Genomic DNA, 18884 nt, shown 5'->3' with positions numbered 1-18884 from the left:
TTAGTTCCTGTCTGTGTTCACTTAATCTGCCGTTGTATTTTGATAATAAAAAAGGCTCCCTTTAGGGAGCCTGTCTTTCGCGCATGGGAGCTTTCGCCGGATGGTTACACCACCCTGCCCATGCGCCTTACCACCACAAGAATAATAAACTTTTTCATGAGTGAACAGTAATCACGGCTTTTGCGAAGGTCAACGCATAAATTCAAATAAATATTAAAAAAATCGCAAAATTCGCATGAAAATTACGTACATCTTGCTGCATCATTCCAATCCGACCGGCAAAACCCCGTTTTTTCATCAATCAGGCCCGTTTTTTCATCAATCAGGACGGTAAATCTTCCAGCTTTCATCCAACTGATTGCGGAACCACGTGCTTTGACGTTTGGCATATTGGCGCGTAGCTGTCACCGCCAGTTCAATCGCGCATTCGCGGCTCAAGTGCCCAGCCTGATAGTCAGCAATCTCGCGTACACCAATCGCTTTCATGGCAGGCAAGCTCGGGTCAAGCTGCAAGGCCATCAGCTTGGCGACTTCATCTTGCGCGCCACCATCCCACATCAGAGCAAAGCGATCAGCAATCCGCTCGCGCAAAACCGGACGCTCCTGTGTGACCACAAATTTCTGTGCCGCCTTTTCATCCACCAAAGCTTGGCCTGTCTGCTTTTGCCAATAAAGCAATGACTTTCCGGTGGCTTTGATAATCTCGAGGCTACGCAAAATGCGTTGACCATCGGCGGGCATCAGACTTGCTGCCATTTCCGGATCAATTTCGGATAGAATCTTGTGCAGATTTTCTGCGCCCTCATCTTCCATCCGGCTGCGCCAATATTGACGGATATCATCCGGTACATCAGGAATTTGCGACAAGCCACCCACAAGAGCGCGAAAATAAAGCCCTGTTCCGCCTACAAAGACCGGCACCCGACCTTGGTTTTCCGGCCGCGCCAATAAGGATTTCACATCATCGAGCCATTTGCCGGTCGAATAAGTAACCGATGGCGGCACATGACCATATAAATAATGCTGGGCTTTAGCCAAGTCTTCTTCTGGTGGCCGCGCAGTCAAACGATCCAAAACATCATAGACCTGCATGGAATCTGTATTTACAATGAAGCCACCGTGTTCTTTTGCCAGTTTGAGTGCAAGAGCTGACTTGCCGCTGGCGGTTGCTCCGGCTATCAGGATAGCATTCTTAACTGCTTCACTCATTACAGGTATTGCTCCATGTCATCGTCTGCGCCACTTGTTGCTACTCTGATTTCCAACCCTGAAGTGCATGCTCTCACCGCAAGTCTCGGCAGTAAAGCGTCAGAAGCAGTAAAGGCAAGCGGTCTTTACTGGCTGGCAGATGGCATTGCTTGTGATCTGGCTTTACCCAAAGACATCACCATTGAACAAGCCAAAAGTGAACTAGCACTTATAATCGGCGACGAACCAATCGATATTATTGTGCAGCCACAAGAAACCAGACGCAAGAAATTGCTGCTGGCAGATATGGATTCTACCATGATCCAGCAGGAATGCATCGACGAACTGGCCGAAGAGGCCGGTTTTCGCGATCAAGTGGCAGGTATCACAGCACGCGCCATGAATGGGGAAATTGCTTTTGAACCAGCTTTGCGTGAACGCGTGGCACTTCTTAAAGGTCTTTCCTTTTCCGTGATTGATCACGTCATTGCCAATCGCATCACCTTGATGCCGGGCGGCACTGAACTGGTGCGCACCATGAAAAAACATGGTGCTTATACCGCACTTGTCTCCGGCGGCTTTACTGCCTTCACTAATGTAATTGCAGAGATGGTCGGCTTTGATGAACACCGTGCCAATACATTGCTCACCCATGAAGGTCTCCTCACGGGTGAAGTCAGCGATCCGATTTTAGGTCGTGAAGCCAAAGTCGAGCGCTTGGAAGATATTTCCGCACGTCTTGGCATTTCCGTGGCTGAAGCGATTGCTGTCGGCGATGGTGCCAATGATCTTGGCATGTTGCAGCTTGCCGGCAGTGGTGTCGCACTGCACGCCAAACCATCGGTTGCCGCACAAGCAGAGATGGTTGTAAATTATGGTGACATGACCGCCCTTCTCTATATTCAGGGCTATCGAAAAACGGATTTTGTCAAATGATTATCCTTGAAACTGAACGACTGATTATCCGCAATTGGCGCGAAAAAGACCGGGAATTGATGCATCGTCTCAACCACGATGATCAAATCATGGAGTTTTTCCCTTTCCGTCGCAATCGTGAAGAATCTGACCAGCTCTATGATCGCTTCTATAAAATGATTGTCGATACTGGCTACGGCTTTTACGCATTAGAGCGAAAAGACAATGGCGAATGCATCGGGTTTTGCGGGCTTGCCGAAACACATATGGAGCCATTTTTTAAAGATGGTACCGTAGAAATCGGCTGGCGTCTGATCCCTGAAACATGGGGCAAAGGCTATGTCAGTGAAGCTGCAAATGCGCTGCTCGAATATGGCTTTATGGAAAAAAACTTAGACGAGATCGTCTCATTTGCCGTTCATAATAATGAGCGTTCCACCGCAGTGATGAAACGTATCGGCATGAATTATGACCAGACACGTGATTTCTCTCATCCTAATGTCAGTGACGACTATCCGCAGTTGCAGCCCCATGTCACCTATGTGATGAGCCGCGATGAATTCTTGCAAAAACGTGAATCACATTCTGAGTAATCACGTTTAACGCACTGTAAAAACAATAAAAAAGCCGCCGGAAACCTTGATCGTTTCGGCGGCTTTTTTGTATAGTCTGATGCAATTAATCGATACGGATGGTCACAAAACGCAATTCGCCACTGCGTGAGGCGAGCATAATCAAAGCATTTTTACGCCCCTGACGTTGCAACGCTTCAATGCGCTTTTTCACATCTTGCGGGGTTTTCATCACTTCCTGCCCGATATCGACAATAACTTCACCGGCTTCAATACGCTTTGTGGCAGCCGCTGAATTTGGTACCACATCCTGCACCACAACGCCCTCCACCTCATCATCAATACCATAGATGCCGCGCATATCATCATCCAACATACCAAGCTTCATACCCAAAACGTTTATGGCAGGCGCAGCGGGCGCTTCAGGCTTCGTCGGATCAATTACCTTATCACCACTTGTCTCAGCATCTTCTTGTGATGGTGCAAGCGCTGGCGGCAGCGCCTGATCTTCTGTTTCCAGCTCGTCACCATCCATCATCTCTTCATCTTCCTCATCCACGGAAGAAGATGCCTTGTCACTCTCGACCATACGGCCAAGCTTCACTTTAACAGTCTGCTCTTTGCCATCACGCTGGATGACAATATCAACCACATCATCAACGGCACTTTCCGCCACAAGACGCGGCAGGTCGCGAGCGGCCTCTACCGCCTTGCCATCAAAACTTAAGATCACGTCACCGGCTTTCAGCGCTTTGTTGTCAACCTCGGCACCATCAATCAGACCGGCAACCAGTGCGCCTTTCACTTCTTTAAGACTGAGGCTTTCCAGCATATCATCGCTGATCGGCTGGATACGCACACCAAGCCAACCACGGCGCACTTCGCCAAACTCTTTCAGCTGATCTAAAACGCTAGCCGCAATTTCTGATGGAATTGCAAAGCCGATACCAATCGAACCACCGGATGGCGAAATAATCGCCGTATTGATCCCGATGACATTGCCATCCATATCAAAAAGTGGGCCACCGGAATTACCACGGTTGATCGCTGCATCGGTTTGGATAAAACTATCATAAGGGCCGGAATTAATGTCGCGTTTTCGCGCCGAAATAATGCCAACCGTCACCGTACCGCCAAGGCCGAACGGGTTACCAATAGCCATCACCCAATCACCAATGCGGGCAGTTTCCGAATGCCCCAATTGTACCGCAACCAGCTTGCGTTTCTTCGGATCCACTTTCAAAAGGGCAATATCGGTTTTAGTATCGGTGCCGACAAGCTCAGCTTTCAATTTGCTGCCATCATTGAAATTGACGATGATTTCATCGGCATCCGCAATCACGTGATTGTTGGTAACGATAAAACCTTTATCCGCATCGACGACAAAGCCGGAGCCCAATGACTGCACTTTGCCGGATCGCTCATCACCGCCATTCTGATCTTTTTTCTTGAAATAATCGTCGAAGAATTCCTGAAATGGTGAACCTTCCGGTACATCCGGCACCTGAATAACACCGTCGCCCTCACCTTTAATCGTCTGCGACGTGGAAATATTAACCACGGCGTCAATCAAGCCTTCAGCAAGATCGGCAACCGATGCAGGGCCTTTACCTTTGGCGTGAAGTTCCGCAGCCGTCGACTGCGCCACAGCCTGATTGAATGCAATATCAAATGGCAGAGCCAGAGCTGTCAGGCTCAGCGCAATAATCGTGTTGCGAACCAATCCTGTTTTAAGTGCGGATACCATAAAGCCCTGCTCCAATATTCAAATCCCATATTCAATCACTGACACGCTAACTGAATGCTAAAACTTTAACAAAGCAACATTCAATAAGCAGCAGCCATAAAGTGCATAAATTAACAATGCCCCGCTCTATGCACAACACATTCTCAATGAGGCCATGTCATGAGACATTTTGATTTTTTAGTATTTTTTCTGATCCCGCATTCCAGCAGGATTAAGGCGTATCGTGAAAAAGGGCAGAACGGGCATTAAAAATTAGCCGCGTACCAACCAGACAATACCCACACCAGTTGCAATCGCAATGATACCGGCCAAACGCAAAGCCTGTTCGGGTGCTTGGGTCACATCCCAAGCCATACGTTTTGCAATTAAAGGAAAGCCGCCGTAGAGCAGCCCCTCAAATACGAGGAGAAGTCCTACGGCGGCTAAAAAATCATTCATCACTTAAACCTGACGCACTTATTGTGCAGGAGCGGCAGAAGTTTCGCCCGCTGCATCACGCACGGCTGGTGCTGCTTCGGCATCAACGGCAGGCTTTGCAGTTCCGGCATCACGGAAGAAGCGGAAGAACTCTGAATCAGGTGAAATCACCATACTGGTATCCGGTGTCTGCAATGCATGTGCATAAGCCGACATCGAACGGTAGAATGAGAAGAATTCTGCATCACGGGAAGCGGATTCGGCAAAGATCCTTGAGCGTTCTGCTTCGCCCTCACCGCGAAGGATTTCCGATTCCTTACGCGCTTCGGCAATGGTTTCCACAACCTGACGCTCTGCCACCGCACGAATACGCTGTGCAGCTTCACGACCACGCGCACGCAAACGCTCGGCTTCAGCCAGACGTTCTGCCTTCATACGCTCAAAAGTCTGCTGTGACACTTCAGCTGTCAGATCCGTACGACGGATACGTACATCGACAATCGTCAGCCCCAGCGATGTTGCATCAGGACGCAGCTGGTCACGCAGTTCACGCATCATGCCTGAACGTTCTTCAGAAAGCGCTGCTTCAAAGCCACGCTGACCGTAAACGCTACGAAGAGCGGCATCCAGACGTGTACGCAAACGCTGTTCAGCCAGAACGGTATTACCGGAGACCGTCTGACGGAATTTACGTGCATCAGTAATACGATACACAAGGAAAGCGTCCACATCATAGAATTTACCGCCAGCAACCTGCACGCGGATATCATCCAGATCAAAGCGCAACAGACGGTCATCAATCATCTGCACATTGTCCGCTTCCAAAAAGCCAAATGGCAGCTTGAAATAAATACCCGGCTCTTCTTTTACATCAACGATCTGACCAAAGCGCAAGACAATCGCCTGCTGACGCTCATTAACGATGAACACAGAAGAATAGGCCAGCAATGCAATGACTGCGATCAGACCAGCAATTAACGGAAATCTGTTCTGAGCCATCTTATTGCGCTCCTTCATTATTGCGTGCCTGACCGTTTGAACGCGTCAATTCATTCAATGGCAGATAAGGCACGATACCCTGACCCGGCTCTACGATAATTTTCTTGGTGCCTTGCAGCACTTGCTCCATAGTTTCCAGATAAAGACGTTTGCGGGTTACTTCCGGTGCTTTCACATATTCGTCATAAACAGAGATAAAGCGCTGTGCCTCACCCTCTGCTTCCTGCACGATACGGTTTTTATAAGCAGCCGCATCTTCACGAACCTGTGCTGCTTCACCGCGAGCCTGACCAAGCTTCTGGTTGGAATACTGGTTGGATTCTTCTACAAAACGATCTTCATCCTGTTCGGCGCGCTGCACTTCATCAAAAGCATCAGCCACTTCACGTGGCGGCGCTGCATCTTCAATGGAAACCGCATTAATCTGAATACCGGCTTTATAATCATCCAATGTCTGCTGCACAATTGTGCGGACATCCTGTGCAATCACGCTACGATTATCACGGAAGACGTCTTGTGCCGGACGACGACCAACGATTTCACGGATCGCACTTTCAGAAATCTGCTGTACCATGTTGTCGGGATTTTGCACGTTGAAGAGGTAATCACGCGGATTATCCACACGGTAAAGTACGGAGAACTGAACATTAACAATGTTTTGGTCACCGGTAAGCATCAGGCCTTGTGTGGCTGTGCGTGAACCCTGCCCGCCAATATTGATCTGCTTTTCTACGATTTCAGCTTTTTCATAAGTTTCAATCGGCCACAAATGGAAATGCAAACCTGGTTCGGAAATTTCTTCCTTTGGCTTACCAAAACGCAACTCTACTGCAAGCTCATCCGGCTGCACGGTATAAACCGCCTGAAAAATCCAGAATGCAAAAGCAATAATCACTATCAAAATGATAAAGAAGGAATTACCGCCAGCACCTGTTCCGCCGCCGCCACCCGGAAACGCCTTTTTCAGACGATCCTGACCTTTGCGTAAAATATCCTCCAGATCAGGTGGCGTATTAGGGCCATTACCCTTTGGCTTCTGAGGGCCTTGGCCCCACGGTCCGCCATTATTGTTATTATCGCCGCTTCCCCACGGGCCGCCGCCATTTTGATTGCTCCAGGGCATCCTTACCTCTCGTTTGATATGCAAGAGGCATGAATGACCTCCCGACTTCAAATGGACTTACCCGTTTATAGGGATCAATCTACGCTCTTTCAACGCAAGCCGTGTAAATTAAAGCTGTTCTTGAGCAATATCGGGCTAAAAAACTCCGTTTTATTCAAGAAATCAACCTTAGGGCCTGCATCTACCCGTCAAACGGCATTTTTGCGTTGATAAACGCAAAAATGTGTCGGGTAATTGTCTTTTTCACCAGCAGGTACATCTTCGCTTGAAACCTCCTGCCACTCAGCCGGATCAAGCTCCGGAAAATCTGTATCACCCTCAATATCGGCGAGCACATGGGTCAAATATACCATATCCGCCATCGGCAATGCCTGACGATAAATATTGCCACCACCGATGATGCAAATCTCGTCTATATCTGTTTCTTGAAGCTGTTTTTTGGCCACATCAATTGCGGCTTCCAGCGAATGGACGACTGTCGCACCTTCAGGCGCAAAATCCGCATTGCGGGTAATCACTACATTCAATCGTCCGGGCAACGGGCGACCAATAGAGTCCCATGTTTTGCGCCCCATAATTACCGGTTTACCCAATGTCAGCGTTTTAAAACGCTTCAAATCGGTTGATAGACGCCACGGCATATCATTATCTTTGCCGATAACTCGATTTTGCGAGACTGCAACGACCATAGATATTTTAATTATTTTACTCATACCGCAATCGGTGCCTTGATAGTTGGATCAGCTTCATAGCCTTCCAGCTTGAAATCATCGAAAGTGAAAGCAAACAAATCTTTCACTTGCTTGTTCATTGTCATTACCGGCAGCACTTTCGGTGTACGGGTCAATTGCAACTTAGCCTGCTCGAAATGATTGGCATAAAGATGCGCATCACCAAGGGTGTGAACAAAGTCACCGGCTTCCAACCCGCAAACCTGTGCAATCATCATGGTCAGTAAAGCATAAGAAGCGATATTAAAAGGCACGCCCAAAAAAATATCGGCAGAGCGTTGATATAGCTGGCACGACAACTTGCCGTTCGCCACATAAAATTGAAAAAGACAATGGCATGGCGGTAAGGCCATTTCATCCACTAAAGCCGGATTCCACGCTGAAACAATTAAACGCCGTGACTGCGGATTGGTTTTGATCATGTGCAAAAGATTGCTGATTTGGTCGATAGAACCACCATCACGTGCGGGCCACGAACGCCACTGCGCGCCATAAACAGGGCCCAGATCACCGTTTTCATCAGCCCACTCATCCCAAATCGAAACACCGTTTTCTTTCAAATAAGCGATATTGGTATCGCCTTTGAGAAACCATAAAAGTTCATGGATGATCGAGCGCAAATGCAGCTTTTTGGTCGTTAAAACAGGAAACCCCTCTGCCAGATCAAATCGCATCTGATAACCAAAAACCGATCGTGTACCAGTGCCGGTACGATCACCGCGATCAATACCATTCGCTAGCACATGGCTCAACAGGTTAAGATAGGTTTGCATGGATGGGCTCTCCTGCTCGGTTAGGCTCATATCGATTCGTATTTTAAATATAGAAACAGCAAAGCTCTAACCGAGTCACGCGGCTAGAGCTTTGCAAGTCTCATATAAGCTAAAACGAATTAAAGCTATCTGCTATATCAGATTAAAGAGAGCCGAGAAGACCCAGCTGCTTTGCAGTCAGATAATAGAAGGTAACGCGATTTTTATTACGGTCGCCCTTCATCACTTCTGCCACATGGGCAATAGCTGCATCAGCTTTTGCTTCGTCAGTCACACCAAGCTTACGTCCAATCCAGCTTTCACGCACGCGCTTAAGCTCTTCCGGATCGCTTACTGCAACCAGAGATGCATCGCGGCTGCGCAATGCAATGCCCAGATGTTTGATGATTTTGTCTACAATCGCTTCATCTGCTGCCGCATCATAACGGCGCACATCGGCAAGATGGTCACTCATTTACCTACTCTCCTTCAAACAGCGCCTATACGCCCATATCAATGAAGACACTATAAGCTTAAAGCGCGTAATAGCTTGAAGATTGACCACCCTGTTATTTCTGTCAATGAAAAAAGCCTCGGCTTTCTCATAATCCGTCAGTGTTCAAATTTTTTATGCACAATCATCTAAAAAATGACGTTGATATGAAAGTCAGCCCTTCCATTCACGAATAAGCCTGACTATATAAGTTCTGCTGGCTTATGCCAGCTATGGTAATAAACGGACGGTGTAATAAACCATTTGGACCCGGGGGCGGTACCCGGCGCCTCCACCAGAACATAGCTAAAACAACCAGCTATGCTGTGGCGGGGGCGAAATAGGATCGACAAGGGTGTAAAGATCGCTCTTTTACTCGGCATGATACCACCGTTATCGGGTCAAACGAGTAGTTGCAAATGACAACAAAGCTCAGGGTTACGCTCTCGCTGCTTAATTGCGGTGCGGGAAACCCAACCTAAGTCCTTAGGGTTAGCACCTTAAGGCGGGGTCCGGAGGCACCTGGCAACAGAAGCCTCCACCTTCCCACATTTCTAATTCAGCCGATCACCGATGATTGCAGATCACGCATCTTCGGCTTCTTGCGCAATACAATCAGTGTCAAAACAAACGCTGTCACGATACTGAGCGTGATACCGGCCACCATCGGCAAAATTGTTCCGTCACTGAAAACTGACGAAATGCCGATTGCAAGGGCCGCCACCAAAAACTGCAATGTCCCCATCAAAGCGGAAGCTGTTCCGGCAATTTTCCCGTGATCTTCCAGTGCGAGCACGGCAGTGGTTGGGATAACCAATCCTAAAAAGCCGAAACCTGCAAACAGGAAACTTGCAATCATCAAGTAGGAATGCGCACCTGACAAAACCAAAACCAACATAGCGGTCAAGATAATCGCCGCACAACTGACCGAAAACAATACAACCCGCTTCAAGCCAAATCGGCTTGCCAATATGCCATTCAATTGCGACATACCGATAAAGGAAATCGCATTAACCGAAAAAGCCAGCGCATATTCGCGTGGTGTGAAGCCATATTGCTCGATAAAAACGAATGATGAATTGGCCAGATAAACCATGAAACCACCCATACACATGGCGCCAATCATCACCAGACCAATAAAATTCCTATCTTTTATCAAAACACCATAGCCGGAAAGTGCTGAGTTCAGATTACTTTCCAGTCTGGCGGCCACCGGACGCGTTTCCTTTTGCCATAATGCCAGCAAGATAATGCCGGCAATAGCAGCCACCAGCACAATCCAGAACACCGCACGCCAACTATATGTGTCGATGATCAGCGAGCCGGACAAAGGTGCTATAATTGGTGACACAGAAAAAACCAGCATAAGCAACGACATCAAGCGTGCAGCATCCACACCGGTATAAAGATCACGTACGATTGCACGTGGAATGACCATGCCCGCAGCCGCACCTACCCCTTGTAAAAAGCGAAATGAGACCAGCATATCAATGCTTGTGGAAAGCGCCGCCCCCATACAACCAATAGCGAACAACATCAAACCACTATAAAGCGGCACTTTACGGCCATACATATCGGACAAGGGGCCGTAAAAAAGCTGCGAGATTGCGGCCGCAATAAAGAAGGTGAGCAAGCTCATCTGAACTGCACCGCTTTCGGCATTCAGATCAGCTCCGATATTGGGCAAAGCCGGTAAATACATATCAATAGCAAAAGGCCCGATTGCGGAAATCAGGCCCAAAACAAGAGCATTTCTCAAGAGTCCGGCGGGGGGCATAGGACAGACTTTCACCAGAATGAAGATAAGAGAGAGCTATAATATCGCCCCAATCTCACGGATTTGTGAAATAAGAATTGTTAACCGTTACGTCAAGTCACACAGGCGCATAAAACTAAAGTCATAAGCTCATATTTTTATCGTGTCGCATAAATGCAGTTTTTTCATCCATAAAAGCGAAAATAGCACGACCAAACTGGCATAATTTCAAAAAAAGAAATATATTTTTCAACACATGCCAATTAAAAAGATGAAACGAAATTCGCACTCACTTATGAAATCCACCTTGACATCCAAGGCCGAATCCGTGGGATAAGGAACTTATGGTTCAGGATATGCTGCGTTACGACATTCTTGCTCAGGAAGCCTTGAGAGGCGTCATCCGTAAGGTACTTGCGGAGGTGGCCAAGGCTGGCCTGCCGGGCAATCATCACTTTTTCATCACCTTTCTGACGGGTGCACCAGGTGTGCGCATCTCGTCCAGATTGCGGGAAAAGTACCCCGAACAAATGACCATTGTCATTCAACATCAATATTGGGAACTGGTCGTCACCGATCACCTGTTTGAAGTTGGCTTGTCTTTTGGCGACATTCCGGAAAAGCTGGTCATTCCTTATTCAGCAATCCGTGGTTTTTACGATCCTTCGGTTAATTTCGAGCTGGAATTTGATGTGTCCATCCTTGAGCCGGAAGGCGACAATGATAGTGAAGCTGTCATTGCCGATCTGGAAGTGCTGGAGCCGCAACCGGTAAAAACGGAAACAACAAAACCTGCCCGCAAATCTTCGGCAAAAACCAAAAAAGCCGATGCCGAAAAGCAGGAAGAAGCAAAAGAACCGACTGAAAACAAACCAAGTGCGGATGTTGTTTCACTTGATTCATTCAGAAAAAAATAAACAACAACCTTTAAACTGGATTCGTTGGCTATGAGCGACGTCGTCAATCTCAAACAGTTTAAAAAACAAAAAGCCCGAAAGAGCCGCGAAGATATTGCCCAGCAAAACCGCGTAACTTTCGGGCGTACATTGGCGCAAAAACAATTTGATAAAGTGCAATCCGATAAAACAAGCCGTTTTCTTGATCAAAACAGATTAGAAAAAACCAATCCGGACGACAAAAAGTCTTGAGCAAACTTGGCGCGCACAAGCTCAAAAAACATTCCGTCACCATTCGCGGCCATTCCACCAGTTTTACGCTGGAAGATGAATTTTACCACATTGTTTGTCGTCTTGCTGCATCACGCACAATGGCTTTGGCAGCACTGATTGCCGAAATTGACGGGTTACGTCCTGCCGACTGCAACCTCTCCTCTGCAATCCGCCTTTATGCCTTGCAAAGTGTCTTAAATGATCAGCGCGATAAAGCTTAAAAAGCAGCTTATCCTATCGCGGCGCATCTAGATCTTTTAAAAACTCTTCCACCGACTGACCGATGCTTTCCATATTATTGGGCGCTGCATCCTCGCTCTCTTGCGCTTTTTCTAAAGCTTTACGTTCGTCTTCCAGCAGTCGTTCACGCTTCAATCGCTCTTGGTTCAACCGTTTCTGTTCACGCTTTTGCGCTTCGGCTTTATTGCGCGCTTCCGTTTCCGCCAATGCTCTGTCACGCACTTCTTTTTGCGCCTTTAATCGTTCAGCTTCACGACGCAAATTCTGCTTTTCACGTAAAGCCGATTGCATGGCTTCAACCCGCTCTTGCTCTCGCTCCAAAGCGCGCTGTGTCAAAAACTGCACCAATGGTTGATGATCAGTCGTTATCTTGGGCGCGCTATATGTGCCGGACAATAAAACTCCGATAGCCGGATAACTACCGGCCATTGCCGCCCCGTCGTTGAATTTATAGGTAAAACGGCTGTTACCGTTAAGGCTCATATCAGACAAATCAATCTGCAGATCACTTTCGAGCACGCCCTTGCTGTTTTCCAGCCGCGTCAGCCCCATCCGTGCAACGCCACCGGCGATCATAAAATCAAACTGCGCATTGCTTGCTTCAAAGACGCCCTCACGGGTTGCCTGCGCCGCAATCGCTTCAAAACGCTTCGTGGTATTTTTCTGGCTTACGGTTTCATTCTGATCAGCTTGTTCCAGCATTTGCGGTAAATGCGCGGCATTAAGATGGGGCACAATCAATCCATCCACCACCAACTGCGCTGATCCGGAAAGCGATTTAATGACATCTGCAACGCTTGCACCACTGCCTTGCAATTTAGCCGTTAGCGAGGTCTTGCCGTTCAAAGGCGCGTCATCGCCCTTAAGCGAATTGATCTGATAAACATGTGTCAGATCAAAGCCTTTCCAGCTCATATCACCTGAAAAAAGTGCATTGCCTTCGCTATTTCGCAATTGAGCCATACCGGACACCTGACCGTCTTGCCAATTACCTTGCACATCGCTCAATTCAAGCTGATCATCTGTCTTGGCGATTTTAGCAGAAAAATCTTTGACGACACCATATTGCCCCACATCAGCAACAGCAGCCTTAACGCGCAGATCAAAAGAAAATGGCAGCATCGGCACACGCAAGAATTTTTGTTGCGGCCAAGTATTTTTACGGCTGGTAAAAGCATCTGTTCCAAGCATAATTTCACTCAGGAACTGCAAATCCGCATCATCCGCTTCCACCTCGCCACGCAACAAAGCACTGGCATTTTCAGGCTTTAAAGCTTCCAGCTTGGCGCTGATTTTATTACCGGAAACAGAACCTTGTAAATTTGGCAGCCGTATAATGCCTTTGGCAAATTGCACATCACTGACAAGCTCAACCGGAAGCCCCAGCCCGAAACCGGGCAGACTATAACCGTTGGACGCCAAAAACGGCTCAAAATTTTCAGCCTTTATATGCGCTTTACCGCTGGCGGTCACATCATCGGCCAATACGGTCACAACGCCATCAAATCCGGCTTTGGCATCAGGTGCCTGCAATTGGATTTGCGTGCGAACACCAATATTGAGGGCACCTTGCAGCGTAACGTCGGCTTCAAGCTCGCCAACCAATCCCAAGGGCAAAACCGGCAGCCCAAGCAGCGCTAAAATCTGTTCGCCTTCTTCTGATTTAGCACGACCATTCAATTGGATTTGCAAACCTTCGTCGCTGTTCCACTGACCACCGGCCGTTCCGGAAAAATCAAGCTGCATGCGTCCGGCTTTGCCATTCACACTAAAAGAAGTTTCACTATTCAATGCACCAGCTGAAACTGGTGCCTGATCTTTGCTATCCGCATTCTGTTTGATATGCGGCACCACGGTGCTGCCGATAAAGTTGATCTCGCTTTGGCTAAATAAATCCGGATATGCAAGACTACGCTTGAAAAGCGCCTGTACCAGCGGCTGATCAGGCATCATTTGCTGTAACCAACTGATAAAACCGGCCAGATCGTCACTGAGCAATGTTGCGTCAACCGTGCCTGTCAATTCATCTTGATGAGGCTCGAAATTACCCGCTGCGGTAATTGTCGCCCCATTTAAATCCTGCAACATGAAACGGTCAAAATCCATTCGCCCGTTGCCGAACCGGAAGCGTGTATCAAGAGCACCGGTTGCACTGGCACCTAAAACCAGCGCATCCGCTTTCAAGGATACATTCAAAGCCTGATTACCAAAAGCCGTAATGCCTTCAACACTTGATAAAGGCGACATCATCATTTGCAGCGCCGCATTGCTGATCTTTTTGCTATGCAAATCCAGATCAATGGATGGCACACCACCATCCAACATCCGCCGGTAAAAAGATCCGGTCAATGACGTATCATCAAGGCCGATTTCCAGATCATCAATCTGCTGGATACGATCATTGAGAACAACCTTACCCGAAAGACCAATTCCCGATAATTGCCGGACAGTCTCATCAACATCTGCAGTCAACCACCCGACAAGGCCGGAGGGCTGACGCGAAGCAACCAATAGATTACCTTCAAAACCAAACTGATCGCCAAGTCCTAAATGACCTTGTGCTTCGATGCGGGTGCGCCCCGGCAAATCAGCCGAAAACTCTTTGATCTGCCACCCCTGCCCCTCAGGCACCGCACTAATGGTAATTGTGCGGATGGTTGTGCCGCCAGCAACAATGGCCGGCAATCTCAAATCAACACTGCCCGGAATGGAAGGCACCGGAATATTGCCGATAAATTTGCGGAAAGCTGCCAAAGGCTCTTTAAGCGGCACGGCCTCGCCACTTTGTTCACCAGCACTGCCACCAAAAAAGAATTGCTGGCCATCGGCGCTGATTTCAAAGCGCGGATCATCGCCAAAATTAAACTGTGCCTTGCCATTGACCACATAAGGATCATCAGCAATGCCCTGCTCCATTCGGAATTCATCAATGACAAATTGCTGGTCGCTGGCTTTAAACGTGCCCTGAATGCGTAAATCCGTCAGAAGACTGTTGGTTGTCTCCTGCACCCGATCACCTTTACCATCGCCTTTGGCATCCGTTTTTTCTAAATTCTTCTTCTTGGCCGTTTCTGGTGTGCGCAGATTAAAATTACCGGCATAGTTCAGCAAACCATCCTGCAATGTCACATCACCATCAGTTTCAAAACTCATCGCTTTATTTTCCGGCGTAAAACGGCTGCGTACTCTTAATGATCCATCCGGCTTCAACTCGCCGGTTGACAGATCAAGCGCAAACTTCTCGCCCTCGCTTTCCAGCGAACCATTCATTTGCCACGGGCCGGTAATATTGCGTGCCGATAAAACAGCATTGATGTTTTGTAAATCATGATGACGACCATTACGGCCATCAGTAATCGAAACACGACCATTGCTGACGGTTAGTTTTTCAACTTTGACCTGTGCATTGCCAAGCAGAGCATCCTCATGCCTTTTCCAGTCCACCCGTCCTTTTTCATCCAGTGCAACTTTTAAAACAGGCTTTTCTACCTGCATATCAAAAATCAGCACTTCCCCGCGCAAAAACGGCATCAGTTCAGCATTAATTGAAAATTTATCAATGCTTAATGTCGTCGTGTCATCTTTACTGCCGACCAAAACATCAGAAAAAGTAACGGATGGAAAAGGCAAAAGCCGCGCATTGGCCGTGCCGCGCACATGAACCTCGCGCCCCATAATCCGGCTGGCTTCGCGCTCGAAATCAGCACGATAGCCTGTCCAGTTGATAAAAGGCGGAATGACCAGTGCAGCGGTCAGAAGCAAAACCAGGAACCCACCAACGATGACGAAAATGCGCCCCAAAATCTGGCTCCATTACTTTTGATTCATGTCTGATTACTGCATGCAACATAACGGCAACAGCTAAGCAACAACAAGGCAGCAAACGGCTACATGGGTCGATAAATCACATTATTCAGGCAATTTTATCGCCAAATCCCGCAAATTTTACAAAAATGATCAATCACACCTTTAAACCACAATCAAAAGCAATCATGTACAAACAGAAACGGCTTTGCAAAATTCTACAAAAATGAATTCGCCCTTGCAGAACAGTCGGAGAACAAGCTATACCCGAAGCACTCAGGAAAAGCGCACCCAGTACCTGATGCCATCCTTGATCTTTTATTTATATGAGTACACTCTCAAGCAATGTCTGACTTTCCTGACGATATGCCCTTCTTTGGTGAACCGGATGCCCCACGCGAACCGCAACAGCGTGTAGGCGGCGGCATTGCAGCGCGCGCTATGGCTGCGCGCAACCAGCAACGTGGCGAACCGACATATCTGACAGGATTAAACCCCGAACAGCGTTTGGCTGTTGAAACAACCGAAGGCCCTGTGCTGGTTCTCGCCGGTGCCGGAACCGGCAAAACCCGTGTTCTCACCACCCGCATTGCCCATATTATCAATCAAGGGCTTGCCTATCCAAGCCAGATTCTGGCCGTAACATTCACCAATAAAGCCGCACGCGAAATGCGTGAGCGTATTGGTGTGCTGCTCGGTGACTCGGTTGAAGGCATGCCATGGCTCGGCACCTTCCACTCCATTGGCGTGAAACTTTTGCGCCGCCACGCAGAGCTTGCGCATTTGCGCTCTGACTTCACCATTCTTGATACCGATGATGTTATCCGCCTCATCAAACAGCTGATCCAGGCTGAAGGTCTGGATGATAAGCGCTGGCCTGCCCGCAGCTTCGCCAATATGATTGATGCATGGAAAAACAAAGGTTTGAGCCCGTCGGAAATCTCCGAAGGTGATGCACGTGCCTTTGCTCATGGTAAAGGACGCGAACTTTACGAAGCCTATCAAAATCGTTTGCGCACGCTCAATGCCTGTGATTTTGGCGACCTTTTGCTGCATCCGATCCGCATTTTCCGCACTCATCCCGATATTTTGCGCGAATATCATCAGAAATTCCGCTATATTCTGGTCGACGAGTATCAAGATACCAACACCGCACAATATATGTGGCTGCGTCTGCTGGCACAGCGCCCGCAAAGCAAAAATCGCCCGGATAATCCGGATGGTTTTTCTGCCCAGCAAGGGGTCAATCTGTGCTGTGTGGGTGATGATGACCAGTCGATTTACGGCTGGCGCGGCGCCGAAGTCGACAATATTCTGCGCTTTGAAAAAGACTTTCCGGGCGCTGCCGTTATCAAGCTGGAGCGCAATTATCGCTCCACCGCCCATATTCTGGGTACTGCCGGTCACTTGATTTCCCATAATGAAGGACGCCTTGGCAAAACGCTTTTCACCGATGCGCCGGATCCCGATGACTCGCTTGTGCAAGTTCATGCCGCATGGGATTCGGAAGAAGAGGCTCGTGCAGTTGGTGAAGCCATCGAGCAGGCACAGCGCCACGGCCACAAGCTCAATGATATGGCGATTTTGGTACGCGCTTCGTTCCAGATGCGCGAATTTGAAGATCGCTTTGTCACGCTCGGCCTCAATTACCGCGTTATTGGTGGTCCGCGTTTTTATGAACGCCTCGAAATTCGCGATGCCATGGCCTATTTGCGCGTTGTTGCGCAAGGTGCGGATGATCTGGCCTTTGAGCGCATTATCAATACGCCGAAACGTGGCCTTGGCGATGCGTCAATGCGCCAAATTCATGATTATGCGCGTGAGCGCGGCATTCCGATGCTGGAAGCCGCCCATGATCTGGTGCAAACAGAAGAGTTAAAGCCAAAGCCTCGCTCTGCACTGCGTGAAGTGGTCGAAAATTTCTATCGCTGGCAATCACTGATCGACATCACCCCGCACACCGAATTGGCCGAAATGATTCTGGATGAATCCGGCTATACGGCGATGTGGCAGAATGACAAAACCGCCGAAGCACCGGGCAGACTGGAGAACTTGAAAGAGTTTATCCGCTCGATGGAAGATTATGAATCTTTGCGCGGATTTCTGGAACACGTCGCCCTTGTGATGGATGCCGACAAAAATGAAAACATGGACGCCGTCAATATCATGACGCTACACTCGGCCAAAGGGCTCGAGTTTGAAACCGTGTTTTTGCCGGGCTGGGAAGAAGGTCTGTTTCCGCACCAGCGCTCGCTCGATGAAGGCGGGCGTTCGGGATTGGAAGAAGAACGGCGTCTGGCCTATGTCGGAGTCACCCGTGCCAAGAAAAACCTGCATATCTGGTTTGTGTCCAATCGCCGTATTCATGGTATGTGGCAATCCACCATTCCATCACGCTTTTTGGACGAATTGCCGGAAGCGCATGTGGAAATTGCCGAAATGGACGGCAATTATGGCGGTTATGGTTCAAGCGGCGGCTACGGCCAGTCGCGCTTTGAAAAAGCCGACCCGTTCCAGAACTCCTATTCCACACCGGGCTGGCAGCGCGCACAACAAAACCGCAATGATGCTACCCGTAACAATTGGGGCTCACGCTCGGGTGCCAATGTCGAGCGCATCGGCTATGGCGAAGCGGATTCTTCTTTTGGTGCCGGTCGCGGTTCAGTTAAAACCCGCACGATTGATGGCGAAATTGTCAGTAAATCGGTCAATGACAGTAATTCTGATTTTAAAATGGGTGCCCGTGTCTTCCATATCAAATTCGGCAATGGCACAGTTACCGTTGTTGACGGCAACAAGCTGACGGTTGAATTTGATAAGGCGGGGCAAAAACGTGTTCTCGACAGCTTCGTGAAGCCGGTATAATTTTCTAATATTTGCAGTATTAGAAAATATTTTCTCAAAAATTGGCTTCATCAGGATAAACGCATCGCGTAACGCCTGTAAGCCGGAATAGCATAGCTTACTCCGGCTTATGG

General features: G+C 48.5%; 16 protein-coding genes and 1 other RNA gene. 7 read left to right on the top strand and 10 right to left on the bottom strand.

The features are described from left to right. Nucleotides 1-318 precede the first annotated feature (318 nt). Nucleotides 319-1209 (bottom strand): tRNA (adenosine(37)-N6)-dimethylallyltransferase MiaA, encoded by an 891-nt coding sequence (gene miaA / locus ACI0FR_RS09430; RefSeq protein WP_404906036.1) that lies wholly within the window; start codon nt 1207-1209, stop codon nt 319-321. 15 nt (nt 1210-1224) lie between these two features. Between miaA and serB the strand changes: the two genes are divergently transcribed. Beyond that, complete coding sequence (gene serB, locus ACI0FR_RS09425; protein ID WP_404906037.1) at nt 1225-2124, top strand: phosphoserine phosphatase SerB; 900 nt, start codon at nt 1225-1227, stop codon at nt 2122-2124. Continuing rightward, the gene (locus ACI0FR_RS09420; RefSeq protein ID WP_404906038.1) at nt 2121-2696 is read left to right on the top strand and encodes a GNAT family N-acetyltransferase; all 576 of its coding nucleotides are present in this window, start codon (nt 2121-2123) and stop codon (nt 2694-2696) included. Before serB ends, ACI0FR_RS09420 begins: the two co-directional genes overlap by 4 nt. A gap of 85 nt (nt 2697-2781) precedes the next feature. Here ACI0FR_RS09420 and ACI0FR_RS09415 read toward each other — a convergent pair whose 3' ends face one another. The 7 genes from ACI0FR_RS09415 to ACI0FR_RS09385 all read right to left on the bottom strand — a co-directional run bounded on the left by ACI0FR_RS09415 (nt 2782) and on the right by ACI0FR_RS09385 (nt 8919). Next, nucleotides 2782-4422, bottom strand: a complete 1641-nt coding sequence (locus ACI0FR_RS09415; protein ID WP_404906039.1) for a Do family serine endopeptidase — start codon at nt 4420-4422, stop codon at nt 2782-2784. Nucleotides 4423-4674: 252 nt separating this feature from the next. After that, on the bottom strand, nt 4675-4860 hold the full coding sequence (locus ACI0FR_RS09410; protein ID WP_404906040.1) for a DUF2065 domain-containing protein: 186 nt from the start codon (nt 4858-4860) through the stop codon (nt 4675-4677). 18 nt (nt 4861-4878) lie between these two features. Further along, a complete protein-coding gene (hflC, locus tag ACI0FR_RS09405; protein ID WP_374831798.1) occupies nt 4879-5838 on the bottom strand; it encodes a protease modulator HflC in 960 nt (319 codons plus the stop codon). Between the two features lies 1 nt (nt 5839). Continuing rightward, complete coding sequence (hflK, locus tag ACI0FR_RS09400) at nt 5840-6961, bottom strand: FtsH protease activity modulator HflK (RefSeq protein WP_374831796.1); 1122 nt, start codon at nt 6959-6961, stop codon at nt 5840-5842. A 188-nt stretch (nt 6962-7149) separates the two neighbouring features. Then, on the bottom strand, nt 7150-7674 hold the full coding sequence (locus ACI0FR_RS09395; RefSeq protein WP_374831794.1) for a dihydrofolate reductase: 525 nt from the start codon (nt 7672-7674) through the stop codon (nt 7150-7152). Continuing rightward, a complete protein-coding gene (locus ACI0FR_RS09390) occupies nt 7671-8465 on the bottom strand; it encodes a thymidylate synthase (RefSeq protein ID WP_374831792.1) in 795 nt (264 codons plus the stop codon). The genes ACI0FR_RS09395 and ACI0FR_RS09390 overlap by 4 nt, the downstream gene beginning before the upstream one ends. Before the next feature lie 142 nt (nt 8466-8607). Continuing rightward, the gene (locus tag ACI0FR_RS09385) at nt 8608-8919 is read right to left on the bottom strand and encodes a DUF2853 family protein (RefSeq protein WP_374831790.1); all 312 of its coding nucleotides are present in this window, start codon (nt 8917-8919) and stop codon (nt 8608-8610) included. Between the two features lie 195 nt (nt 8920-9114). Between ACI0FR_RS09385 and ssrA the strand changes: the two genes are divergently transcribed. Further along, nucleotides 9115-9480, top strand: a transfer-messenger RNA (tmRNA) gene (gene ssrA / locus ACI0FR_RS09380). 16 nt (nt 9481-9496) lie between these two features. Here ssrA and ACI0FR_RS09375 read toward each other — a convergent pair. Further along, a complete protein-coding gene (locus tag ACI0FR_RS09375; RefSeq protein WP_404906041.1) occupies nt 9497-10714 on the bottom strand; it encodes a multidrug effflux MFS transporter in 1218 nt (405 codons plus the stop codon). Between the two features lie 323 nt (nt 10715-11037). On the opposite strand from ACI0FR_RS09375, the gene ACI0FR_RS09370 reads away from it, so the two are divergent. Genes ACI0FR_RS09370 through ACI0FR_RS09360 form a run of 3 tightly spaced genes read left to right on the top strand, consistent with a single transcriptional unit; the run spans nt 11038 to nt 12083 of the window. Continuing rightward, nucleotides 11038-11610 (top strand): SspB family protein, encoded by a 573-nt coding sequence (locus ACI0FR_RS09370; protein WP_374831786.1) that lies wholly within the window; start codon nt 11038-11040, stop codon nt 11608-11610. 30 nt (nt 11611-11640) lie between these two features. Further along, complete coding sequence (locus ACI0FR_RS09365) at nt 11641-11841, top strand: DUF4169 family protein (RefSeq protein WP_374831784.1); 201 nt, start codon at nt 11641-11643, stop codon at nt 11839-11841. After that, nucleotides 11838-12083, top strand: a complete 246-nt coding sequence (locus ACI0FR_RS09360; protein ID WP_374831782.1) for a ribbon-helix-helix domain-containing protein — start codon at nt 11838-11840, stop codon at nt 12081-12083. Before ACI0FR_RS09365 ends, ACI0FR_RS09360 begins: the two co-directional genes overlap by 4 nt. Nucleotides 12084-12096: 13 nt before the next feature. Here the strand turns inward: ACI0FR_RS09360 and ACI0FR_RS09355 are convergent, their stop codons facing one another. Then, nucleotides 12097-15903, bottom strand: coding sequence for an AsmA family protein (locus ACI0FR_RS09355; protein ID WP_404906042.1), 3807 nt, complete (start codon nt 15901-15903; stop codon nt 12097-12099). Nucleotides 15904-16251: 348 nt separating this feature from the next. Between ACI0FR_RS09355 and ACI0FR_RS09350 the strand changes: the two genes are divergently transcribed. Continuing rightward, on the top strand, nt 16252-18771 hold the full coding sequence (locus ACI0FR_RS09350) for an ATP-dependent helicase (RefSeq protein WP_374831778.1): 2520 nt from the start codon (nt 16252-16254) through the stop codon (nt 18769-18771). Nucleotides 18772-18884 lie beyond the last annotated feature (113 nt).

The organism is Paenochrobactrum sp. BZR 201-1 (genome assembly GCF_044987585.2).
Taxonomy (GTDB): domain Bacteria; phylum Pseudomonadota; class Alphaproteobacteria; order Rhizobiales; family Rhizobiaceae; genus Paenochrobactrum; species Paenochrobactrum pullorum.
This window is presented reverse-complemented; position numbering and strand designations above follow the sequence as displayed.